The following is a 23,406-nucleotide window of genomic DNA, read 5'->3' as shown; positions in this document are numbered from 1 at the left end:
ACAATAGCCAGGCTCAATAATGATGCGTCAGCGAGGCATAGCGCTGTGGTGAAATTCGCCTTCCCTTTGGCAATGAAAGGGTTATTGGTCCTGATGCTACTATTTTGTAGCGTTGCCTTGAAGGCGGCGTTGGACGATGTACCCGCCGAAGCCACGCTCCAGGAGCGGCTTGATCAGCTTGAGTCTCAGGAAACTTTAAACGCTCAGCAGGCGCTTGATCAACAATCGTTGATCGCTGCACTGGAGGCTTACGAGCGGCTGGATGCCATCGAACAGCAGCTCGCGGAGCTGGAGGAGCGGGTAAACCAGGCGCCTGATGCGTTGATTGCCGTCGAGCGTGAGCTCGCTGAGGCTGAAGATAGCGATGACATGCCGTCGATCGATGAGCTCAGCGACTTACCCTTGGCGGCGCTGGAATCCGAGCAGGCGGAGGCGTTGACCCAGCTGCAGCAGCTTCAGAGCCAGCTTGCAGAGGTCAATTCGCAGTTTCTGACCGCGCAAACGTTGCCCGAACGCGCCCAGCAATCCATGGCCGTCACGCTTGAACGCATGGAATCGCTGCGTCGTGACGCCGCTGAACGCGAAGCGTTACTGGGGGATCGTCAGCTATCCACCCTGAGTGATGCGCGCATGATTCAATTGCGTCTCGAGCGTGCCGTGGCCGATCGCGAGGTGGCGCTTTATCAGCGCCAATTGAGCGCCAATGGACGGTTGCGCGATCTCGCCCAGCAGCGTCGGGACCTGTTGATGCTGCAAATTGATCAGCAGGAACAGCGGCTTAACCTGCTGCAAAACGTTATAGACCGGGAACGACGGTTGGCATCGGAGCAGGCGATTGCCGATGCTGCCCAGAGAGATCCCCTGATTGCCGCGGGTCACCCTGTTGTGGTGCAGGCCCAGCAGCGTAACCAATCGCTTAGTCTGGCGTTATTGCAGGCGGGCGAGCGGGATAACAGCCTGGTGCGCGACAATATCGATGCCCAGCGTCAGCTCGAGCACGTGCGCCAGCTACAGCGCAGTTTGAATGAGCAGATTGAAGCCATTCGTGGCAGCCAGTTGCTGTCACGAATACTGCGCGAACAGCGCCAGTCGCTGCCCAACGTCCAGCCCCGTCGCGATCTGCAGGATGAAATAGCCGACTTGCGCCTCAAGCAGTTCGATCTGGTTCGCCAGCGCGACCAGCTTCGCCAGGCCGAGCAGTTGGCCAGGCAACGTCTCGAGGACGCCAATGTCGAACCGACCCCCGCGCTGATCAATACGCTGTCAAGGCTCTACCAGTCGCGCCGCGAGTTGGTCGATGAGCTTGAAGAGGTCTATGGGCGGTTGTTAAGCGTTGCTGTCGAGCTACAGCTCAATCAACGGCAATTGTTGGCCACTACTCAAGCATTGCGCAGCACCATTGATGAGCAGTTGTTCTGGGTGGCCAATAGCCGACCGCTGGACGTTAACTGGCTCCGGCAGCTACCTCAACATCTCCGTATCGAGTGGCAGGAAGGCGAGTGGCGCGCTGCCTTGCCGAATCGCTGGCCATCACTGGATTGGGAAATGTTAGGCGGCGTTCCCTTTTTTGCCGCCGGACTTTTGCTGGCCGCTCTGCGTCGCCGGATCAAGGCGCGCCTGGCGAGACTCCATGGTCAGATCGGACGACTCAAAAGCGACACCCAACTGCATACGCCCAGAGCCGTTTTCTTCAACGCCTTGCTGGCGCTGCCAGGGCCGCTGGCACTGGCGGGAATGGGGGTAGCCCTGGGTACCACCGAGAGTCTGCTGGCCGCGAACCTGGCCCCTGCCTTATTGCAGTTGGCGTTGAGCTGGGTTGTTGTCGCCTGGGGGCGACGGCTGTTGGTAGCGGATGGCGTGGCCGAGCAGCACTTTACCTGGTCGCCTGCCTATAACGCCCGGCTGCGGCGCTTGCTGGCCGGGCTTGGCGTGGCGCTGGTGCCGGTGATTGCCATTTCGACACTGGCCGACAATCTTCAGACGCCGCTCGCCCAGCGGCCGGTTGCCATGGGACTGTTAACCTTGGGGCTGCTGGCAATGAGCGTGTGCTTGGCAAGGTTGATCCTGGCCCATGTGCCCATTTTTGGCGTTCGCCTGTTTCGCCTGCTACTGGGCTTGGCCATGTCGGCAGTGCCTATCGTCCTGCTGGGACTGGTGGTGTGGGGATATGAATACACGGCGTTGCGGCTGGTGGGGCGCTTTGTTGCCACGCTCTACCTGCTGGGCCTGTGGGTGGTGGTAGAAGCCACGGTGGTGCGTAGCTTGGCCGTGGCGGCAAGGCGTTTGGCCTACCGGCGTGCACTGGCAAGGCGACGCGCCCAGGTTCAGGAGGGGGCCGAAGGCGGCCTGGAAGTCATAGAAGAGCCGCCGCTGGACATGGAACAGATCAATACCCAGTCGCTGCGCCTTTCCAAGCTGATTTTGCTGATTGCCTTCAGTGGTCTGCTTTATCTGGTCTGGGCAGACCTGCTCTCAGTGCTGGGCTATCTGGACCAGGTGTCGCTATGGGAGAACACAGACGGTGAACTGGTCGACAGTGCGTTGTCGATTTCCGACCTCTTTGGTGCGCTGCTGGTGGTCGCATTGACGTTTATTCTGGCGCGCAATCTGCCGGGGCTGTTGGAAGTCATGGTGCTGTCCCGGCTGACGCTCAAGCAGGGCAGTGCCTATGCCATCAGTTCCTTGCTGTCGTACACCATTGTCGGTACCGGTATCGTATCGGCCCTGGGCACGCTTGGCGTGTCCTGGGACAAATTACAATGGCTGGTAGCGGCCTTGAGTGTGGGCCTGGGGTTTGGGCTCCAGGAGATCTTCGCCAACTTTATCTCCGGGCTGATTATCCTGTTCGAACGCCCCATCCGGATTGGCGACACCATCACCCTGGGTAACCTGCACGGCACGGTGAGCCGTATTCGCATCCGTGCGACGACGGTGACCGATTTTGATCGCAAAGAAATCATCATTCCCAATAAAACCTTCGTGACCGATCAGTTGATCAACTGGTCGCTCTCGGACAACGTGACCCGCGTGGTGCTGACCTACGGCGTGGTCCATGGTTCGGATCTGGCGACGGTGCACCGCTTGTTGCGTCAGGCGGCGGACGAAAATGCCCGAGTGCTTGCCGACCCCGAGCCGCAGGTGTTCTGCATGAGCTATGGGCCCCATAGCCTCAACTTTGAACTGCGTATTTTTGTCAACGATCTGCTGGATCGGCTGTTTGCCGCCGATGAGATTAACTGCCGGGTGGATGCACTGTTCCGCGACGCGGGCGTACGCATAGCCTTCGAACAAATGGATGTCTGGCTGCACCGGGCGTCGGGGGAGTCGGTGAAGGTGGAAACGCTAACGTCACCCCCGGGTGCGTCCAGTGACTAATCGTTTTTTTGCGCGTAAAGCAGAAACTCACGGTTGCCGTCGCCGCCGGTGATCGGGCTGATTTGCCAATGCTGGATGGTGAAGCCCAGTGACTGACATGCTTCCCGCAAGCGTTCCTCTACCGCTTGATAATGCGCGGCATCGCGAACCACGCCGCGTTTGTCCAGGGCTTTCGGCGTCAGCTCGAACTGCGGCTTTACCAGCGATATCAACCGCCCATGGCGAGGCAGTAGGGCGGCTATCTCGGGCAGGATCAGGGTTTGCGAGATAAACGACACGTCCATGACGGCGAGGTCGATGGGGTGCTCGGCGAGCGCCTGTTGCAGGGCTTCTTCCCCACGCATGGCGCGGGCATTGATGCCTTCCAGGCAGGTGATCCGTGGGTCGTTTCGAAGGCGGGCGTCCAACTGGTCATGGCCCACTTCGACACCGATCACGTGGCGCGCGCCAGCTTGCAGAGCGCAGTCGCTGAACCCGCCGGTTGACTGGCCGATGTCGAGGACCCCAAGCCCGTCGAGGCGGAGTTCAAGTGCGTCAAGCATGGCCTCCAGCTTGAGGCCAGCGCGTGATACGAAGCGCTCCTCAGGGTCCGGGGCAACGTACAGGCGGGTGTCTTCGGGCCATTTCTCACTGGGTTTGGTCAGTGCCTGCTTCGTCTCATCGAGCGAAACACGGCCATTGCGGATAAGGCGCTGTGCACGGGTACGTGAACTCGTCAGCCCTTGGCTGACGAGCAGTTGGTCAAGTCGCATCATGGATCGTTGGGCGGGGGTTGGTGAGGGCCTTCGTTGGCTTGCAGCTCCGTGGCGGGTAGCCGTTCGGCCCCCCAGCTTTGGTGCAGGTAACGTTTAACGGTATCCAGCTCGTCTTCGGTGACCGTCGCCAGTTCACCGCGCTCAAGCGGGTCAAAGTGATAAATGTACAGCCGCGAAACAAATTGCGAAAACGGCAGCGACGCTTCACCGAAGCGTTCGCCGTGTCCCGCGGTGCTGACCTTTACGCCATCGCCCCAATCCTGACCGCTGTCGTTATTGGGGTTGTAAAAATAAACGCGCATCACGTCGTTAGGGTCAAGGGAAGCGCGCAGGATGGTAATGGCGTGCCAGCCAATGAAACGGGCTGCGCTGTCTGTGACGGCGATACCGGCAGGCTGCGGATGAATCAGCGGCTGGTTGCCATTGTAATAAGGGTGGTAGCAGGCGTAAAAATGAAGAATGAAATCATTCAAGTCGATTAACTTGCCGGTCGCAACATCGACATTGATACGAAAGCCGCGGCCAGACCACCAGCCGTGAAATTCCGGATTCACCCAGCGGTGGGGGTCGCCTTCACGGCCAACGCAGCGCCGCCCCATTTCGGCGTAGATACGGTCCAGGTGAGGCACCACAATCAACGAAACAGGATCAAGATCTATGGGTAGCTCAGTGGCCACACCCGACAGGATCGCCATCGAAGAGATGGCCTGACCTTCGAAGTGCATGATGATCTCGTCATCCCGTGCGGCCCAGGCGACCATCTGCAATAAATAATCCGGGTCATTGTAAGCCCACATTGATAACGCGCGGGCCGACTGACAGGTCGGGTTATTGCCCTGACCCACACCTAACGGCAAGCCCAGCATGCACAGCACGCCTTCCAGCAAACGAGCCCTTGGTGACGCGGACTCGCCATAGGCAATATTCAGCCTGGCCTGGGACCATTCGGAAATAGGCAGGTTGAGCTGGCGCCACATGGCCGGTGCCACCGGTGGCTGGTAAAGAATTCCTCGTTCGAGCATCAGCGCCAGCCCGTAGACTGCCTGGGCCGTGGCGGGATAAACGCTGCCGCGAATCAGCGCATGGACCAGCTCGCGGTAACACAGCAGGCAATCACGGCCGGTCGACGAGAGCCCGAGGGCTTCAGACACTAGGTGATCCCCCTCTTCGAGCAAGTGACGCAGCAGGACCGCGTGGTAGGGCGATACCAGCCCGGTGTCGTGCATGGCACGGGCAAATCCGGTCGCTTCAGCCTGTAGAGCTGATTGGTCCATGCCATCCAGCCGCTCACGGTAGATATCAATACCCGGGTCTTCGCGGCATGCCTGTGTTGGCCCGAACAGCGAGCTGACCAGCCTGTCGGCACCCTGGCCGCTAGACCCCAGGTCGATCTCGGGGTTTGCCTGGCACAGGGAGATCTGGGTAATCATCTGTTTGATAGACTCGACCTGAATAGGGCGCTGCTTGAGAATACGCCAGATCTCGTCGATCAACTGGTCGATGATGTGTTCGTAACCAACCCGTTCAGCCAGATACTGGAAGAGCTGGCGTGGAATGACAGCCAGGCGGCCCTGCTGTTCGCGTTCAGCTTCGCTTGGCGCGGTAAACAGCAGCCATAGGTTGATGGCGATGACCTGGGTCAGGTAATGATGGGCAAATTCTTCCGATACCAATGGGTGTGCATAAACGCCTTTTGCGACAGCGAGTAAACGAATCTCGCTGAGTGTCTCGATGACCACCACGTTGGGGTCGGTGCTTTTAAGCGCAAACGTGGTCAGGGTTGGCACCAGGTATTGGGGGGTTTCCCAGTCGGAACCCAAGAAAACGCCCGCCGCCTCAAACGCTTGCGCACGTTCTTCGAGCGCTTGAGTGCCGCCATCCAGCATTAAAAGTTCGCGAGCTGTATCCAAGACGCGCGGTAGTTCCGCTGGTTTCGAAGACTCAGGCGCTTGCGAAAGCAGGCGCACGGCGTCGTCAAAGTTGGTCAGCAGCCCGTTTAACTTATCGTCTGGCGTCGCTGGCTGTTGATCGGTGGTCACGATGACTCCTCGTCCCGGGTGAGCGGGGATTATACATAGAAGTCGAGATCTTCTTGATGTTTTAGTAGATCGCGAAGCGAATGTGCTTTCTCAACCTTAACGTAGACCAGTCTCCGGTGGGTACCAAATGGGAACTTTCGACGATGACATTGAAGCGCCAGCCAGCGTGGGGTAGCACCTGTTTGGCCCCCTGGGCATGGGTAATGCGCGCCGGTTGGGAGAGAAAACATCAAACAGGCATTCCTACCCTACACTCAAGCGGTGATGGCGGCCATGTAACGGTTGTCCGTCCAGCAAACGCTGGCAGACAGGAATATGTTAAGCTTCACCGCTAAATGAACGTTTCAGCGGCAAGAGGAAAAGGCCAAGATGGCGGCCAAGCCGATTTACCGAGTGGTGGTGCACCAGCAGGGTGAAATTTGGGATTTATACGTGCGCGAGATATTTCAAAGCGAACTCTGGGGCTTTATTGAAGTCGAGGAGTTTGTCTTTGAAGATGCCTCGAGGGTGGTAATCGACCCGGCAAGCGAAAAATTGCAGCGCACCTTCGAAGGCGTCAAGCGAAGTTACCTCCCGCTCAACGCAATCGTGCGTATTGATGAAGTGGAGCGCGAGGGGCCTTTGAAAGCCGTTAAAAGCGACGCGCAGGTGGCGGAGTTTCCTCGTCCGTTTTCACTCCCACCGCGCGGAGATTAGACACGTTAGTGCTGCCGAGGGGCAGTGACTTAATCAGGACATTACGTCATGCAGATAGCTCAATTTTGTCATCGTTACCGGGCGGTTGCCGCCGGTGTATTAGTCAGTGTTTGGAGTGTCAATGGGGTTGCTCAATCGGGAAATGAGGCCTGGGTAACCGATGAACTTTCGACCTATGTGCGCAGTGGCCCCACGGATGGTTACCGCATTGTGGGGACGCTGAATGCCGGCGAACAGGTTGAGGTGCTAGAAACCAGCGGCGATTACACCCGCGTGCGCGGTGACGGGGGCGATGCCGTATGGATTTTGAGCGATGAGCTGCAGGAAACGCCCAGTGCCACCGAGCAACTGCCAGAACTCGAGTCACGGGTGGCCGCGCTTACCGATGAGTTAGACGGTATCAACGAGGAATGGGAGCAGCGCGTGGCCACCATGCGCGATACCCTGGAAGCCCGTCAACAGCGCATTGATGAACTGGAAACGCGTAACGACCAGCTGAGCCGTAATGTTGACGAGTCGAGCGAGCAGTTGCGCGCCTTGCAAGCACGGCTTGATACCCAGGAAGAAGACCTGCTGCTACGTTACTTCATGTATGGCGGGGGCGTTGCCGGGGCAGGCCTGGTTGTCGGGCTTATCGTGCCTCACCTGCCACGTCGGCGTAAAAAACGCGATCGCTGGTTTTAATTAACGCTTGGGCGACCAAAAATGACGGATCTCTGGCGGGCTCGGTGGCAGGAAGGGCGTATTGGCTTTCATTTGCCCCAGCCACACCCCGCGCTGACACATTACTGGCCATCGCTGGGCGTGCCTGACCACGCCAAGGTACTTGTGCCCTTGTGCGGTAAAACGCTGGATATGCGTTGGCTTGCCGAAGCGAGGCATCCCGTGCTGGGTGTTGAGTTGGCGCCCGAGGCAATCGAACAGTTTCTTGCCCAGTCATCGGCCCCGGTATCGCGTTACCAGCAGGCAGGGTTCAACATAAGCCGCCAGGGCAATATCGAGCTTTGGTGCGGCGATTTCTTTCACTTGCACATCCAGCAGGCGAGCGAAATCGGCGCCTTTTACGATCGCGCAGCGCTGATTGCCCTGCCCGAAGCAACGCGCCAGCGTTATGCGTTTCATCTTGCCCAACTGACGCCGCCGGGGGCCAAGGGGCTGCTGGTCAGCGTGTCCCATCAGGGCGAAGGCGGCGGGCCTCCTTATAGCGTACCGCCTCAGGAAGTTGAGGCGCTGTTCATGCCCAACTTCCGGGTGTCGCTGATGGAAGAGGTCGAGCCGGATGAGCGCGGGCTATCGGAAACCGTATGGCATTTAGTGCGTCGAGGACCGTTGGAGCCATAAACGGCTGACGCACTAAATCACTAAATCAACAGCGACCAAGCTTAGCGGGCCAGCAGTTGGCCGAGGTCCTGGTCACTGAAGGCGCGATTCAGCGCATCGCTGAGTAGATCGTTAAGCATGCGCGTATTGGTATCCTTGTCAGGTTTGACCGCGTATTCCTGATTGCGCCGGGATGTGTAGGTGCCCGTATAGGTAGTGCCGTCATTGCGAGCGATGGCGCGTAGCACCCCCTCGATCCGAGCTTCGTCGATCAATGGCTGATCGCTGTTGCCCTGCGCATAGGTGAGGCTTGCCAGCTCCAGCGTCAGGCTGGGGCGTCCATCGGCGGCTTGCCGGGTGGGTGTAAAGCCCATGTCGGCGACTGCCCGCTCGGCTTCCTGCTGCAAGCGCGGGATGATTTCATGGCTGTTGACGGTGATTTGCGCGGTGGACATGCCGCCGCCTGCACGGTTGCCAATCACCTCGCTGTCGCGGCCATCCTGCGCCAGAACAGTCACTTCCTGCCCCTGACCGACCGAAGGAACCTTGGCGGTGCGTTCGGGGGAAAGCTGCAGGTAGTGGGGGCTGGCACAGCCTGCAAGCCACACCGTGGCCAGCAAGGTGGCAGATAAAGAGAGCAAATGACGCCGTAGCATGGGGTTCTCCGCTGTGGTTGAAACTGTCATCAAAACACCAGTATAACGCTGCTAGTGCGCAAGCGGTATGTCCAGGGGATACGGGTTTGCTACGTTGTTTTTAACCGCTGGCCGTGAGCCACTCTTCGCAGTGGTGCAAAGCTGGCTTCGCTCCATGGAGACCAACCAGGCATTGCGATGGCGTATACGGACCTGTTCGAAAACGATGAAATGAAGTTGATCAACCTGCTGCCGCAGGACGGGGAAGCCTATTACCACGGACAAATCCTCGACGCCGGCACGGCGGATCGTTATCTGGCGCAATGCATCCGTCAGCTGAGCTGGGCGCATGATCGTGCGTTCATGTTTGGCAAAGAGATCGTGACCCAGAGGAAGGTGGCCTGGTATGCGGATGAACCCGTCTCTTATACGTACTCCGGGTATACCAAGACGGCGTTGGTGTGGCCTGATTTCTTGTGCGAGATAAAACAGCGGGTGGAGAGAAGCAGCGGTGATAGCTTCAACTCATGTCTGTGTAATTTTTATAGCTCAGGCGATGAAGGCATGGGGTGGCACAGCGATGGCGAAAAAGAGCTGGTTGAAGAGGGGGCGATCGGGTCGTTGACGCTAGGCAGCGCGAGACGATTTTCCTTCAAGCATAAAGTCACCGGCGAGCGGTTGTCGCTGAGCCTTGAGCACGGCAGCTTGCTGATCATGAAAGGCAGTACTCAGAAAAACTGGCTGCATAGCCTTCCTAAAACCAAGAAGTCGACGGACCCACGGGTGAATCTGACGTTTAGGCAGATGCGCTTCTAAGGTAGGGAATTCACCAGAAAACGGCTGCCCGTTTGGGGCAGCCGTTTTGCTAGGCAGGGTGAGTTTGCGCCATTGCCTTTTCAGTCGCTTCGGGGAAGCGTCGCCAATGCCGCGGATGGGCGTAAAGCCTTTGCCCACGGCGCAATGCCAGGCGGTTGAAGTCGGCATGACGGACAGTGGCCAACCAGGGCTCTGCCAGCCAGTCAGCTTCCAGTTCTACCCGGACTTCAGCGCCCACGGGGGAGATCGCGGTGATCGTCACCGGCAGGTGACTCTCCGGGGTGGGCTGCTCGGCGAGGCGGATTTCATGGGGCCGCAGCAGCAATTCCGCGTCGCCGTCCGGCAGGTCCACCGCCAGGTGCGCGTCGCCGCAGGTGAGCGTGCCGTTGTGTACCTTGCCTTCCAGGTAATTGACGTCGCCGAGAAACTCAAACACAAAGCGGTTTTGGGGTGCCCGGTAGAGGGTTTCCGGCGTATCGATCTGCTCAATACGTCCATTGCTCATTACGACGACGCGGTCCGAAAGCTCAAGGGCTTCTTCCTGGTCGTGGGTAACAAACACGCTGGTGAAGTTGAATTCTTCGTGCAGATGACGCAGCCAGCGGCGCAGCTCCTGGCGCACTTTGGCATCGAGCGCGCCAAACGGCTCGTCAAGCAGCAGCACATCCGGCTCGACGGCCAGCGCACGGGCCAGTGACACGCGCTGTTGCTGGCCGCCGGAGAGCTGCGCCGGGTAGCGGTTGGCAAAGGCTTCGAGTTTGACCATTTCGAGCAGACGATACACCCGGGCGCGAATGTCCTGGGCAGATGGCCGCTTGGCACGCGGCATGACGGTCAAGCCAAACGCGACGTTGTCGTAGACGCTCATGTGCCGGAACAGGGCGTAATGTTGAAACACGAAGCCAATCCGCCGGTCACGGACATGCACGTGGGTCACGTCGCGCTCGCCGAATAAAATCTTGCCAGGAGTCGGGGAGTGGTCGGCGGTTTCAAGCCCTGCAATGATGCGCAGCAGAGTGGTCTTGCCCGAGCCGGAGGGCCCCAGCAGGCCGACCAGCTCGCCTTCCTGGATATCCAGGTTGATCGGCTCCAGGGCTTGAGTCGCGCCAAAGTGTTTGGCGATATTGTGTAAGCGAATGCTCATGCAAATGCCTCCCGGCGCGACGCGCGCCATTCCAGTCCCGCCTTGGCGGCGAGCGTCAGTAGGGCAATCAATGCGAGTAAGGCCGCGCAGGCAAAGGCCCCCACGGCGTTGTAATCCTGATAAAGCTGCTCAAGGTGCAGGGGCAGGGTGTTGGTCTGGCCACGAATCGCCCCGGATACCACCGAGACGGCCCCAAACTCACCCACCGCGCGGGCGTTGGTGAGAATGATGCCGTAAAGCAGTGCCCAGCGGATGTTGGGCAGGGTGACGCGACGGAACGTTGTCCACCCTGAAGCGCCGAGCGTCACGGCCGCTTCTTCCTCGCGCGAGCCCTGTGCCTGCATCAAGGGGATCAGCTCCCGGGCGACGAAGGGGCAGGTGACAAAGATGGTCACCATCAGTATCCCCGGCCAGGCGAACATCAGCTGAATATCGTAGCTGTCCAACCAACTGCCGATCCAGCCGTTGCGCCCGTATAACAGCAGGTAGATAAGCCCGGCAACGACAGGCGATACCGCGAATGGGATATCAATCAGCGTTTGTAGCAGGCGTCGGCCAGGAAAGCTGAAACGCGTTACCAGCCAGGCCAGCGCCACCCCGAACACCAGGCAAACCGGGATCGTCAGCAGGGCAATGCCCAGCGTCAGGCCAATGGCGTGCAGGGTGTAGAAGTCGCTGACGTTTGACCAGAACACACTGACACCCTGCGAGAAGGCCTGAGCGAAAATGGCGACCAGCGGCAGCAGTAGAAAGAGCCCCGAAAGGCCCACCGCCGCTGCAATCAGCAGGCGGCGGACGAGTGGTGCATCACCAATCCGACGCATTACCCCTTACCTCCATGCAAGCGGCGAATGAACCGCCCCTGCCAGACATTGATCGCAAGCAACAGGGTAAGCGAGATAAACAGCACTACCGAGGCGATTGCCGAGGCCCCCGCGTAGTCGTACTCCTGCAGCTTGACGAAGATCATCAGCGCGGTGATCTCGGTTTCGTAAGGCATATTGCCAGCGATAAAGATAATGGCACCGAACTCGCCGAGTGAGCGCACAAACGCAAGCCCTGTACCGGTCACTAGGGCAGGCCATAAGTGGGGCATGATAACCCGACGAAACGCGACACCGTCAGTGGCGCCCAGTGACATCGCCGCCTCATCGACTTCGGCTGGCATGTCTTCGAGTACGGGCTGCACGGTGCGCACCACAAACGGGATGCTGGTGAACGCCATGGCCAGGGCAATGCCGACCCAGGTGTAGGCAACCTGGAACCCCAGTGACTCCAGCCAGCCGCCCATCCAGCCACTACTCGCGTAGAGTGTGGCCAGGGTAATGCCAGCCACTGCCGTGGGTAAGGCGAAGGGCAAATCCATCAGTGCGTCGAGCAGTCGTTTGCCGGTGAAGTCATAACGGACCAGCACCCAGGCCAGCAGCAGGCCAAAGACGGCATTGACCAACGCCGCGACGGCGGCCGCCCCAATGGTCACCATGTAACTGGCGACGACACGGCCTTCAGTGATGATTGCCCAGTATTCAGCGAAGCTCAGTCCGGCGAGTTGGCCAAACAACCCGGTAATGGGCAGAAGCAGTACCAGCGAGATAAACAGCACGCTGATACCCATGGAAAGACCAAAACCCGGCAGCACGCGCGCGCTGCCGGAGTGTCGAAGGGCGAAGTGGCTCATGGCTCAGTCCGGCGAATTTGAGAATTAGCGGCGCTGAAGCTGGTCCAGCATGCCGCCACCTTCAAAGTGCGTTTCCATCGCTTCTGGCCAGCTACCGAACACATCTTCCACTTTCAGCAGGTTGGTTTCGGGGAACTGGTCGGCAAATTCTTCGACTACCGCCTCATGGTGTACACGGTAGTTGAAACCTGCCAGCAGCCGCTGGGTGTCCTCACGGTAGAGGTATTCCAGGTAGCTTTGCGCCAGGTCGCTGTTACCATTTCGTTCAGCGTTTTCGTCCACGACGGCCACGGGGAACTCAGCCAGGATGCTGGTAGGCGGCACGATCACTGCGTAATCATCGCTGCCGTATTCCTTGCGAATGTTATTCACCTCTGACTCGAAGCTGATCAGTACATCACCGATCCCGCGTTCGATAAAGCTGGTGGTGGCACCGCGGCCGCCAGTGTCGAAGACCTCGACGTTAGCCAGGAAGGTACGCATGAAGTCCTGAATCTGTTCTTCGTCGCCGTCAAATTGCTCGTCGGCAAAGCCCCAGGCGGCCAGGTAAGTGTAGCGACCGTTGCCCGAGGTTTTCGGGTTGGGAAAAACGATTTCAACGTCTTCTTTAACCAGGTCGTCCCAGTTCTCGATATCCTTGGGGTTATCCTTGCGCACCAAAAAGGCGGTGGTGGAATAGTAGGGCGAAGCGTTATTTTCAAACGCATCCTGCCAGTCTTCGTCGACCAGTCCCGCTTCAGCAAGAACGTTAACGTCGGTCACCTGGTTAAACGTCACGACGTCAGCACGCAGGCCCTGCATGATCGCACGTGCCTGAGCGGAGGAACCGCCGTGGGATTGACTGACTTCAATGTCTTCGCCGTGCTCCTCTGCCCACCAGGCTTCAAACTTGGGGTTGATCTCGGCAAACAGCTCCCTGGCAATATCGTAAGAAGAGTTCAGCAGTTCACGCTCCTGGGCAACGGCCGGGGTTGAAAGCGTGGCGCCGATGGCCAGCGCCAAGACGCTGCGACGGAAAACGGAAAATGACATCTTAAGCTCCTTAATAACCAAGCCAGTGTTGGCAACTGGTGTCGATAATATAGTTAGCAAGCTTAAACCTGTTATTGTGGAATTACAATTGTGTTTTATATTCTTTTTTGGAATATAAATTAAAGACAATGCCTGACAAACCCCGTTGCGCGACGCATCTGGTAATATGCAGACCCTTGAAAGCGGTAATGGCCGTTGTTTACTTACTTTGGCAAAGCAGGAATGTTGATATGACGTCTGTGCGTGATTGTTTAATTGCCCCCTCGATTCTTTCCGCCAACTTTGCCCGCCTTGGCGAAGAGGTGGACAACGTGCTTGCGTCGGGGGCGGATATCGTCCACTTCGATGTCATGGATAATCACTATGTGCCCAATCTCACCATTGGCCCGATGGTGTGCAAGGCATTACGCCAACACGGCGTGACAGCCCCCATCGATGTGCACCTCATGGTCAAGCCGGTGGATCGCATGATCAGCGATTTTATCGAGGCGGGGGCCAGCTATATCACCTTTCACCCGGAAGCCTCCGAGCATATCGATCGCTCGCTGCAACTGATACGTGACAGCGGCTGCAAAGCCGGGCTGGTATTCAACCCGGCAACGCCGCTGACCTATCTCGATTACGTGATGGATAAGGTCGACATGGTGCTGCTGATGAGCGTCAACCCCGGTTTTGGCGGGCAGTCGTTCATTCCCGGGACGCTGGATAAGCTGCGCGATGCGCGCGCTCGGATTGATGCGTCAGGGCGCGCGATTCGCCTGGAGGTCGACGGCGGTGTCAAGGCCGATAACATCGCCGAGATTGCCGCTGCCGGGGCGGATACCTTCGTCGCCGGGTCGGCAATCTTTAATGCACACCAGCAAAGTGACCCGCACGGCTATGACTCCGTGATCCGGCAGCTACGCGAGGCGATTGCCCGTACTTGATACCCGTACTGGATACCAGGACTTAATGCAGCTTCATGCGTGGTTTCAGGTAGCGATTGAGCTTATCGACCAGCCAGGCAAGGCCGGTCTTTGGCGCGCCGTGAATCGATAGCTGGTGCATACGGTAGAGTGACGCATAGGCACGGCGTGCCAGCCAGCCTTCCAGGAATAGCCCGCGTGATGCAGAGCTGCGCATCAGGCTGCCGACGGCATCGTAGCGGGCCAGCGATACCAGCGAGCCGTGATCCCGATAGTGAAACTCGCGAAGCGGCTTGCCTTCCAACTGGTTGATCAGGTTCTTGGCCAGGAGCTTGGCCTGCTGGTGAGCGGCCTGGGCACGCGGTGGTACGGCGCTGTTATCCCCCTGTGGGCAGTCGGCACAGTCGCCAAGGGCAAAGATTGCCGGGTCATCGACGCTTTGCAGCGTTTTCGCCACCTTGATCTGATTTTTGTTATTAGTCGAAAGCCCCTGCTCGGCGAGAAACGGCGGTGCCTTGATGCCCGCCGCCCAGACGTTGAGATCGGTTTCGATCACGTCGCCATCGCCCGTCACAAGACAGTTAGCCTGTGCCTCCTTGACCGCCGTGCCCACGTGGATCGTCACGCCCATGCTCTCCAGTTCCTGCTGGACGGTTTGGCTGATACGCTCGGAGAGTCCGGGAAGCAGGCGGGGCGCAGCCTCTAACAGGTGGACGCTGATCTGCTGGTGGTCGGTGGCGGTCACCCCGTAGGCGTTGAGCATCCTTGAGGCGTCAAACAGTTCGGCGGCCAGTTCCACCCCGGTGGCGCCACCGCCCACTATACCGATGGTCAACTGGGGATGCTGGCGCAGCGTCGGGTCGGTGTAGCGCAGGAAGGTATTGATCATGTCGCGCTGAAACGCCTTGGCTTGCTGGGGCGAATCGATAAAATGGCAGTGCTCGGCAACCCCTGGCGTGCCAAAGTCGTTGGACACGCTGCCAAGGGCCATGACCAGGTAGTCGTAGCCCAGCTGTCTTGCGGGAAGAACCTCTTCGCCTTGTTCATCCACAACAGGCGCTAGATGCAGCTGCTTGGCCTGGCGATCAATGCCGGACAGCGAGCCACGCTGATAGCGGTAATGATGCGCCGACGAATGGCCGCGGTAATCAACCTCGTCCATGCTGGAATTCAGTACCCCGGTGGCTAATTCGTGCAGCAGCGGCTTCCAGACGTGGGTCGTATTGCGATCGAGCAAGACCACATTGGCCCGCTCAGGCTTGCCAAGCTTACGTCCCAACTGGGTTGCCAGCGCCAGACCGCCAGCACCGCCGCCAACGATCACGATGGTAGGAAGGCTCATGTCTTACTCCTTGACTTAAATGATATTCATCATAGAGGTTTCTCGCGGTAGTGACGAATGTAAGCCGCGGTTCATATAGCAAAGCCGATTCTCAGGGCTGGCTCTGAAGCGAGCTTTCGTTGACTCTTCACGCAGATAAGGATGGCCACTTGCACCCACTTCTTCATGGCAAGCGTCTGATTGCTTTTGACCTCGATGGTACGCTCATCGATTCGGTACCCGATCTAACGGTCGCGGTTGCCCATGCGCTGGCCGACCAGGGACTGGCAATGCCATCGCCAGATAACGTTCGCGACTGGGTGGGAAACGGCGCGGCCGTGCTGGTTGAGCGCGCATTGACCTGGGCGTTGGGCGCGCCACCCGATACTCTACTTCTTGATCGTGCTTACGCGGGTTTTTTACACCATTACGCGGCGGCCCCGAATCAGCTGACCGCCTTGTACCCCGGCGTGAAACAGGCGCTGACAACGCTGCACGAAGCAGGCTATATGCTGGTGCTGATCACCAATAAGCCAGAGCGCTTTATTGTGCCTATTTTGGAGCATTTCGATCTTAACGCCTGCTTTGCTCTGTGCCTGGGCGGTGATTCCCTGGCGGAGAAAAAGCCTTCCCCGTTGCCGCTGTTGTACGCGGCTAAAGCCTGCGGTGTGACACCCGGCGATTGCATGATGGTGGGGGATTCACGTCATGATATCGAAGCGGGTAAAGCCGCCGGGTTTACGACCCTGGCGCTGCCCTATGGCTATAATCACGGCAAACCGATCAGCCACAGCGACCCTGATGCCGTACTCTCGTCACTCGACGAAATGATCGCCTGATGGGAGGCTGCTAGTCTTCTTCTCTGGCACCGCCCAAGGTGGCGTGCAACTGTTCCGCGTTGTGGCGCAGCATGTCAGCGTAGCTGGATGCCGGGCCGTCACTGCCGCTCAGGGCATCCACGTAGAGCGGTCCTGCCAGGGGAAGATCGGCATAACGTGCCTGGGCGTCCATGTGAATCTTAGGCGTAGTGTTCTCAAAAAACAGGCCGGGTGGTCGTTTCTCGGCCAGCTTGGCCTGCATGCGAGCCATCGCAGCGGCCGTCCCCATGGCTTCGTGGTTAACGCCCCATAAGGCATCGTAATCGAACGCGTAAGCATCGGCGAAGTAGGCAAGGCCGGCTTCGCTGGTTACCAGGGTCCTGTTGGTCTGGGGGATACCGCCCAGGCGCTCTTCAAGCTCGGCGTCAAGCTCATTCAGCGACTGCTTGAGATCAGCGGCGCGTTGATCGAAGGCGTCAGCATGGTCCGGCGCATGCTTTGACAGGGTGTCGGCGATAACGTCCACATAGGCGGCGGCCCCTTCGGGGGCCATCCACATGTGGGGGTTGGCGTAGCCTTGATAACGGCCAGAGGTAAGCGGCAGCGCCGGGTAGTCTGCATGCTCGGCCAAGGCCACCATGGGCAGATCATCTTCCACGATGGCTTTTACATCGCGCAGCCAGGGCTCCAATTCCAGGCCGTTGTAAATGACCAGATCGGTTTCTTCCAGTGCCAGCACATTGGGCGGGGTCAGCTCCCAGCGGTGGACGTCTTCATCGGGCGGGACTATCACATCCACGCTAACCGCGTCGCCTGCCACGCTTTTGACCAGTTCAGCGATCACCGAAAATGATGCCACCACCCGAAGCGAGGTTTGCGCCGTGGCCGAGGGGCTGGCGATCATCAATGCCAACAGCAGCAGCCCCCATTTCATGACGTTGTTACGCATCCCACGCTCCTGACTCTCTTGAAAAGCGACTGATAATAAAGATTGTTATGCCGCGATACTAGCGCCTGTTAGCTTAGAGGCGTACCGCAAACGTGGCATTATCACGAGGTTGGTAAGCCATATTTTAACAGCATAGCGTGTTACCGTGGGTGTCCCGGCGTCAACGTCCCCCGGTCGCCTTCTTAATCCCTGCACTGACACATCGGGTTGGGGTATCATCGCGGTAGAGCAGTTATTAATGATCGTTTTACCTTGACGGAGCAAGTAGCCAATGGCGCAGGGGAAGGTCGCGAAGCGCGTCCTTATGCTGGACAACTATGACAGCTTCACGTTTAACATCGTCCAGTACCTGGTCGAGCTGGGCGCTGATGTCGTGACCTACCGTAATGACGAGATCACCATCGAGCAGATGGCGGCACTCGCTCCAACGCATCTGGTCATATCACCAGGCCCCTGTACGCCCAACGAGGCGGGGATTTCCCTGTCGGCCATTGAGCATTTTGCTGGCACACTGCCGGTATTGGGGGTGTGTCTGGGGCATCAGGCCATTGGCCAGGTCTACGGCGGCCATGTGGTGCGCGCCCCGGAGGTCATGCATGGCAAGACCTCAGCGGTGGAACATGATAACCAAGGGGTGTTTGCCGGTCTGGAAAATCCGCTGGAAGTGACCCGTTATCATTCGCTGGTGGTGGACAAGCAACGCCTGCCCGACTGCCTGGAGATAACCGCCTTGACCGCGGATGACGACGTGACGCCAGGCGTTATCATGGGCCTGCGCCACCGGGAGCTCGATGTCGAAGGCGTCCAGTTTCATCCTGAATCCATCCTTACCCGTCAAGGCCATGCGCTACTGGCCAACTTTTTACAACGCGGCTGATCGCCGGTAATACAGCTTTAGGGGCTTTCCTGTTCATGCAAATGCGAGACGCAATTAACGCGGTGATGCGCCGCGAAGACCTCTCTTTCGACGCCATGCACGCGCTGATGCGCCAGATCATGACCGGTGAAGCGTCCGATGCCCAGATTGGCGGTCTGCTGGTGGGGCTCGCCATGAAAGGCGAGAGCGCTGTCGAAATCAGCGCTGCCGCCCAGGTGATGCGGGAGCTGATGAAGCGGGTTGAACTGGATGTCGACAACATCGTGGATATCGTCGGCACCGGCGGTGATGGCGCCAACCTGTTCAACGTGTCTACCGCCGCCAGCTTTGTCGCTGCTGCCGCTGGCGCTCATGTGGCCAAGCACGGCAACCGCAGCGTGTCATCGTCGTCTGGCAGTGCCGATCTCTTCGACGTGGCGGACATTTACCTCGATCTAAAGCCTGAGCAGGTTGCCCGTTGTATCGAGCAAGTGGGGGTCGGGTTCATGTTTGCCCCCAATCACCACCCGGCGATGCGCCATGCCATCGGCCCGCGCCGTGAAATGGGCGTACGTACGCTGTTTAATATCCTCGGACCGTTGACCAACCCGGCCAGCGCGCCCAATCAAGTGCTGGGTGTCTATGCGCCGTCGCTGGTGCCGCTGATGGCAGAAGTGCTTAAGAAACTCGGCAGCCGCCACGTGCTGGTGGTGCATTCCGAAGACGGCCTGGATGAAATTTCGCTGGCCGCCCCGACCCAGGTGGCGGAGCTAAAAGACGGCGAGATTACCCAGTACACCATTAATCCAGAGGACTTCGGCATCGAGCGTCAGAGCCTGGCCACCCTCAAGGCCACCAGCGCGGAAGATAGCTTGCGGCTGGTAAAAGCGGCACTGAGCGGTGAGGATGCGGCGGCGGACATGGTCGCGCTGAATGCTGGCGCGGCGCTGTATTGCGCGGGCGTGGCGGATAGCTTGAAAGAGGGCGTGATGTTGGCCCAGGATGCCCAGGCCTCCAAGTTACCGCTTGAAAAGCTTAAAGAATTGTCCCACTTCACCAGCGTTTTTAAGCAGTAGGCCCTTAAACAAGGTAAGTTTTAAACAAGAAGAGACCCTCATGACTCAACAGGCAACGCCGACTATTTTAACGCGCATTCTGGACCGCAAGGACCAGGAAGTGACCGAGCGCCGCCAGGCCGTCTCGGAAGCCGACCTGCTGGCGCTGGCTGAAAAGCAGAGCGCCCCCCGGGGCTTTATCGATGCGCTGGACCGACGCATTGCCGCTGGCGACCCGGCCATCATCGCTGAAATCAAAAAAGCCTCGCCTTCCAGAGGGGTGATTCGTGAGGCGTTTCATCCGTCGGATATCGCCAAAAGCTACGCCCAGGGCGGTGCGGCGTGCCTATCGGTTCTCACCGATGCCGATTTTTTCCAGGGCCACGAAGATTACCTGATTGCCGCGCGGGATGCCTGTTCGCTGCCGGTGATTCGCAAGGATTTCATTACCCACGGCTACCAGGTTTCCGAGGCGCGCGCCATTGGCGCGGACTGTATTCTATTGATTGTGGCCGCTCTCGACGACGCCCAGCTACGCGACCTGAACCAGCAAGCCGTCGCTCTGGGGATGGACGTGTTGGTAGAAGTCCACGATGCCGACGAACTGACGCGTGCCATGGCGCTGGATCTCAAGCTGATTGGTATTAACAACCGCAACCTGCATACCTTCGAGACCAGTTTGAACACCACGCTGGAACTGCTGCCGGGTATTCCAGAGGGGGTTACGGTGATCACCGAATCGGGCATCCATACCCGGGACGACGTGGAGTTGATGCGGGATCACGAAATTAACGGTTTTCTGGTAGGTGAGGTCTTCATGCGTGAAGCCGACCCAGGTGACGCCCTCAGTCGGCTGTTTTTCTAGCCCTGCCGAGGCTTCGTCCGCCAGCTCAACACCGCCACGGTCAGCGCGGGCAGGAAGGTCACGGTGACGATGGCCGTGCCGAGCAGCCCGAACAGCACAATGGCACCGACACCGCGGTAAAGCTCGGTGCCTTCGCCGGGTAAAAAGACCAGTGGCGAGAGCCCGCATAGGGTGGTGAGCGTGGTCATGGCAATGGGTCGCAAACGGCTTTCCACCGCATTGAAGACGGCATCGCGCACGCCCATGGACGTCTCGCGCAGGTTGGCGCGTGCCTGATGGACGACCAGTATCGGATTGTTGACCACGGTGCCCATCAGTATCAGGAAGCCCAGCATGGTGATCATGTCAAACGGCTGGCTGATGGCGTTCAGGCCAACGCGCGGCAGCACCGCGCCCACGGTATTCATCAGCCATAGCCCGACGATGCCACCGGCCGCGCCGAGGGGGATGGTCGCCAGAATCAGCAGCGGGTAGCCCCAGTGGCTGAAAATCGCCACCAGCAACAGATAGACAATCGCCAGGGCGATCAGGCCATTGCCGGTTAACGCCTGGCGGGTGGCGTCCAGTTGATCTCCGGCACCTGTTACCGTCACGTCAATATCGCCCGGCAGCTCCCCTGCGTCGCGCATTGGCGCGATCACCTCGCGCTGCATCCGTTCAATACCCGCTTCGAGCGCTACGCTGCGCGGTGGAATCACGTCCAGGGTCACGCTACGTCGGCCATCGACCCGGCGGATGGTGGCGGTGCCCACGGTTTCTTCAATAGTCGCCACGTCACTGAGCGGTACGTTGAGGCCGGTCGGGGTATGAAGCGGCAGGCTGGCTAGTTGGTCGAGTTCAATGTCTCCTGCGTCCGGACCATAGCCATAAAGGTCAATTTTCTCATCGTCTAGATAGAAATCGTCCAGATAGGCGCCGTTGGTCAGCACCGCGATAGCGGTGCCCAGGGCGTCTGTGTCGAAGCCTAGCTCAGCGGCGCGTGCCCAGTCAGGGTAGACCTCGATCAGTGGCTGGCCAAGATCGAGCGCAGAGGGGCGCGACTGAATGCGCGGGTTGTCGAAGGCCGCCTCCGCGCGTTCATAGAGGCGGTTGGCCGTGGCGTAAAGCGTTTCCAGATCACTGCCCGCAATATCCAGGGTGATGCTGCGCGTGCCGCCATCGTTGCTGGAAATGATCGAACCGCGAGCGGCAAAGGCGCGCATATCCGGGTAGGCCTCGTAGCGCTCGGTCAGCGCGTCCATTAGCGCTTCAATATGATTGGGGTCGATGGTCTCGGCAATAATACGCAGGCTCTGCGCTTCGGCCTGAATGCCCATGGTGCGGATCGGTGGAACGTCGGTGTCGCCGCGTTCAAAGGCGGCCGGGTCGGCACCCACATGGGGTTCGAGTTCACGCTGCAGGGTTTGCGCGATTTCGTCCATGGTGGCGAGGTTGTAACTGGCAGGGGCATTCATGCTGGCAAAGGTCTTGGCTTCTTCGCCTTCGGGCAGGTACTCCGCGGGTGGCGTCAGCCAGACAAAGATCGCCACGCCGCCGACGACCCCCAGCACGATGGCAGCCAGCCGCCGCCCGGCGCTTTGGATCATGTTATCCACCACCCAGAGGCAGGCGCTCATCCATTGCGGACGGCGGGGAGTGCCATTTTCGCGCCCGCGAAAATCGATATGCGCCCCCAGGGTGGGAATAACGGTAATCGCAACGACCATCGAGATCAGGATCGAGGTGGAGATGGCCACGGCGATATCGGAGTAGAGTTGCCCGGCCTCCTGCTCGATAAAGAAGATCGGCACAAATACCAGAATCGTCGTCAGCGTTGAGGCGAGCACCGCCGACCAGACCTGTTTGACCCCCTCGAGCGCCGCCTGAAAACGTGCCAGCCCGCGGCGGCGCTGGGTTTCAATGCTTTCGAGCACCACAATGGTGTTATCGATGGTCATGCCGATGGCAAAGGCGACCCCGGCCAGGGAAATCACGTTCAAGGTGCGTCCTGCCAGTAGCAGGCCCAGAAAAGCGGCAATGGTACAGATGGGGATACCGATAACACCGGCAAAGGTGGCCCGCGCTGAACGTAGAAAGGCATACATCACCAGGGTGGCGAACAGTGCCCCCAGGCCGAGATTGACCCAGACATTGGCAATCGATGACTCCACGTAGCGTACGTCGTCGCTGGAGAGAGTGATCTGCATGCCTTGTTCGGCCAGCAGGCCCTCGTTCAGCGCCTCGACTTCTGCGAGCATGTCACGCTTGATATCGATCACGTTGGCGCCTGGCTCTCGGCGGACCTGAACGCTGAGCACCGGCTCCCCAGCGGCGTTATACGATCGTGACGTGAGTTCAGCGTAGGATTGCTGTACGTCAGCGACATCACCGAGGCGAATGATTTCATCGCCCTGGCGCCTGAGGATCAGTGCCTCAAGGCTTTGCACATCTTCAAAGCGCCCTACGGTGCGCAGCAAATAACGACGCTTGCCACTTTCCAGATTACCGCCGGATACATCCTGGTTGCGTTCTTCCAGCGCGCTTTGAATATCGCTGATACTCAGATCGCGGGCGGCGAGGGCGTCTGGGTCGAGCAGCAGTTGCATCTGGCGTTCGGCACCGCCGGACACGTTGACTTCCGACACCCCGTTGACGCTTTCCATGCGCGGGCGCACGTTATCTTCCAGATAATCACGCATGGCGGGCATATCGAGCTGGCGAGGGTTGCCTTCGCGTGGGCCGACATTGAAATACATGAAGGCGTTGGCCGAAAACGAGTTGGCGACAATGCGCGGCTGGTCGACGTTGTTGGGGTAGGAGGGCACCTGGCTGAGGGCATTATTGACCCGGATCAGGGTTTCAGTGAGGTCGACGCCAAAGGGAAATTCCAGCTCGACTTCGGCGCTGCCACTGCTGGCGGTGGACTCCATGCGCTGCAAGTTGGGCACGTTACGCAGGTATTCTTCCTGCTCGATGAGGATATCTTTTTCGATGTCCTGCGGGTTGGCGCCCGCCCACTGGGTCTCGACGCCAATCACCCGGGTTTCCAGGTCGGGAATCATCTGCACGGGGATCCGCCAGATGGCGGCGATGCCCACAATCAACAGAATCAGCGTGACCACGCTGACCAGAATACCGTGGCGGATAATGGCGGCAAACATGCGTGGG

Annotated in this window: 20 protein-coding genes; 10 read left to right on the top strand and 10 right to left on the bottom strand. The window is 59.0% G+C overall.

Features of this window, described 5'->3' with window-relative positions; all coding sequences use genetic code 11:
• The first annotated feature begins 72 nt into the window (after positions 1–72).
• Positions 73–3,375, top strand: coding sequence for a mechanosensitive channel MscK (mscK, locus tag NH395_RS07930; protein ID WP_290443756.1), 3,303 nt, complete (start codon positions 73–75; stop codon positions 3,373–3,375).
• On the opposite strand, the gene NH395_RS07925 is transcribed toward mscK, so the two are convergent.
• Both NH395_RS07925 and NH395_RS07920 read right to left on the bottom strand, forming a co-directional pair.
• Positions 3,372–4,130: a TlyA family RNA methyltransferase gene (locus tag NH395_RS07925; RefSeq protein ID WP_253023787.1), complete on the bottom strand. Its 759-nt coding sequence runs from the start codon at positions 4,128–4,130 to the stop codon at positions 3,372–3,374. The genes mscK and NH395_RS07925 overlap by 4 nt on opposite strands.
• Positions 4,127–6,169: a hypothetical protein gene (locus tag NH395_RS07920; protein ID WP_253023785.1), complete on the bottom strand. Its 2,043-nt coding sequence runs from the start codon at positions 6,167–6,169 to the stop codon at positions 4,127–4,129. Before NH395_RS07920 ends, NH395_RS07925 begins: the two co-directional genes overlap by 4 nt.
• A gap of 369 nt (positions 6,170–6,538) precedes the next feature.
• Between NH395_RS07920 and NH395_RS07915 the strand changes: the two genes are divergently transcribed.
• Genes NH395_RS07915 through NH395_RS07905 form a run of 3 tightly spaced genes read left to right on the top strand, consistent with a single transcriptional unit; the run spans position 6,539 to position 8,206 of the window.
• Positions 6,539–6,865 carry a DUF1820 family protein gene (locus tag NH395_RS07915; protein WP_066322166.1) on the top strand — a complete coding sequence of 109 codons (327 nt, stop codon included), beginning with the start codon at positions 6,539–6,541 and terminating at the stop codon, positions 6,863–6,865.
• A gap of 48 nt (positions 6,866–6,913) precedes the next feature.
• Entirely contained in the window at positions 6,914–7,549 is a 636-nt protein-coding gene (locus NH395_RS07910) for a TIGR04211 family SH3 domain-containing protein (protein WP_253023784.1), read from the top strand.
• A gap of 21 nt (positions 7,550–7,570) precedes the next feature.
• Positions 7,571–8,206, top strand: a complete 636-nt coding sequence (locus NH395_RS07905; RefSeq protein WP_253023783.1) for a thiopurine S-methyltransferase — start codon at positions 7,571–7,573, stop codon at positions 8,204–8,206.
• A 41-nt stretch (positions 8,207–8,247) separates the two neighbouring features.
• Here the strand turns inward: NH395_RS07905 and NH395_RS07900 are convergent, their stop codons facing one another.
• A complete protein-coding gene (locus NH395_RS07900) occupies positions 8,248–8,841 on the bottom strand; it encodes a YajG family lipoprotein (RefSeq protein WP_253024032.1) in 594 nt (197 codons plus the stop codon).
• A 210-nt stretch (positions 8,842–9,051) separates the two neighbouring features.
• On the opposite strand from NH395_RS07900, the gene NH395_RS07895 reads away from it, so the two are divergent.
• Complete coding sequence (locus NH395_RS07895; RefSeq protein WP_253023782.1) at positions 9,052–9,636, top strand: alpha-ketoglutarate-dependent dioxygenase AlkB; 585 nt, start codon at positions 9,052–9,054, stop codon at positions 9,634–9,636.
• Positions 9,637–9,685: 49 nt separating this feature from the next.
• Here NH395_RS07895 and NH395_RS07890 read toward each other — a convergent pair whose 3' ends face one another.
• The 4 genes from NH395_RS07890 to cysP are packed head-to-tail and all read right to left on the bottom strand — an operon-like array spanning position 9,686 to position 13,490.
• Positions 9,686–10,780, bottom strand: a complete 1,095-nt coding sequence (locus NH395_RS07890) for a TOBE-like domain-containing protein (protein WP_253023781.1) — start codon at positions 10,778–10,780, stop codon at positions 9,686–9,688.
• On the bottom strand, positions 10,777–11,604 hold the full coding sequence (gene cysW / locus NH395_RS07885) for a sulfate ABC transporter permease subunit CysW (protein ID WP_253023780.1): 828 nt from the start codon (positions 11,602–11,604) through the stop codon (positions 10,777–10,779). The genes NH395_RS07890 and cysW overlap by 4 nt, the downstream gene beginning before the upstream one ends.
• Positions 11,604–12,458 (bottom strand): sulfate ABC transporter permease subunit CysT, encoded by an 855-nt coding sequence (cysT, locus tag NH395_RS07880; protein ID WP_253023779.1) that lies wholly within the window; start codon positions 12,456–12,458, stop codon positions 11,604–11,606. Before cysT ends, cysW begins: the two co-directional genes overlap by 1 nt.
• Positions 12,459–12,482: 24 nt before the next feature.
• On the bottom strand, positions 12,483–13,490 hold the full coding sequence (gene cysP, locus NH395_RS07875; protein ID WP_253023778.1) for a thiosulfate ABC transporter substrate-binding protein CysP: 1,008 nt from the start codon (positions 13,488–13,490) through the stop codon (positions 12,483–12,485).
• A 230-nt stretch (positions 13,491–13,720) separates the two neighbouring features.
• Here cysP and rpe point away from each other — a divergent pair, with 230 nt between their 5' ends.
• Entirely contained in the window at positions 13,721–14,416 is a 696-nt protein-coding gene (rpe, locus tag NH395_RS07870; RefSeq protein ID WP_253023777.1) for a ribulose-phosphate 3-epimerase, read from the top strand.
• Between the two features lie 22 nt (positions 14,417–14,438).
• On the opposite strand, the gene NH395_RS07865 is transcribed toward rpe, so the two are convergent.
• The gene (locus NH395_RS07865) at positions 14,439–15,737 is read right to left on the bottom strand and encodes an NAD(P)/FAD-dependent oxidoreductase (protein WP_253023776.1); all 1,299 of its coding nucleotides are present in this window, start codon (positions 15,735–15,737) and stop codon (positions 14,439–14,441) included.
• Between the two features lie 149 nt (positions 15,738–15,886).
• On the opposite strand from NH395_RS07865, the gene NH395_RS07860 reads away from it, so the two are divergent.
• The gene (locus tag NH395_RS07860) at positions 15,887–16,555 is read left to right on the top strand and encodes a phosphoglycolate phosphatase (protein WP_253023775.1); all 669 of its coding nucleotides are present in this window, start codon (positions 15,887–15,889) and stop codon (positions 16,553–16,555) included.
• A 10-nt stretch (positions 16,556–16,565) separates the two neighbouring features.
• On the opposite strand, the gene NH395_RS07855 is transcribed toward NH395_RS07860, so the two are convergent.
• A complete protein-coding gene (locus NH395_RS07855; protein ID WP_253023774.1) occupies positions 16,566–17,483 on the bottom strand; it encodes a zinc ABC transporter substrate-binding protein in 918 nt (305 codons plus the stop codon).
• A gap of 304 nt (positions 17,484–17,787) precedes the next feature.
• Between NH395_RS07855 and NH395_RS07850 the strand changes: the two genes are divergently transcribed.
• The 3 genes from NH395_RS07850 to trpC are packed head-to-tail and all read left to right on the top strand — an operon-like array spanning position 17,788 to position 20,259.
• The gene (locus NH395_RS07850) at positions 17,788–18,360 is read left to right on the top strand and encodes an aminodeoxychorismate/anthranilate synthase component II (RefSeq protein WP_253023772.1); all 573 of its coding nucleotides are present in this window, start codon (positions 17,788–17,790) and stop codon (positions 18,358–18,360) included.
• Positions 18,361–18,395: 35 nt separating this feature from the next.
• A complete protein-coding gene (trpD, locus tag NH395_RS07845) occupies positions 18,396–19,415 on the top strand; it encodes an anthranilate phosphoribosyltransferase (protein ID WP_253023771.1) in 1,020 nt (339 codons plus the stop codon).
• Positions 19,416–19,455: 40 nt separating this feature from the next.
• Positions 19,456–20,259, top strand: a complete 804-nt coding sequence (gene trpC, locus NH395_RS07840) for an indole-3-glycerol phosphate synthase TrpC (protein ID WP_066322131.1) — start codon at positions 19,456–19,458, stop codon at positions 20,257–20,259.
• Here the strand turns inward: trpC and NH395_RS07835 are convergent.
• A complete protein-coding gene (locus NH395_RS07835; protein WP_253023770.1) occupies positions 20,256–23,399 on the bottom strand; it encodes an efflux RND transporter permease subunit in 3,144 nt (1,047 codons plus the stop codon). The genes trpC and NH395_RS07835 overlap by 4 nt on opposite strands.
• Positions 23,400–23,406: the final 7 nt, after the last annotated feature.

It is taken from the genome of Halomonas sp. Mc5H-6 (genome assembly GCF_024124705.1).
GTDB classification, from domain to species: domain Bacteria; phylum Pseudomonadota; class Gammaproteobacteria; order Pseudomonadales; family Halomonadaceae; genus Vreelandella; species Vreelandella subterranea.
Note: the sequence above shows the minus strand (reverse complement) of the source record. Positions and strands in the feature narration are given on the sequence as shown.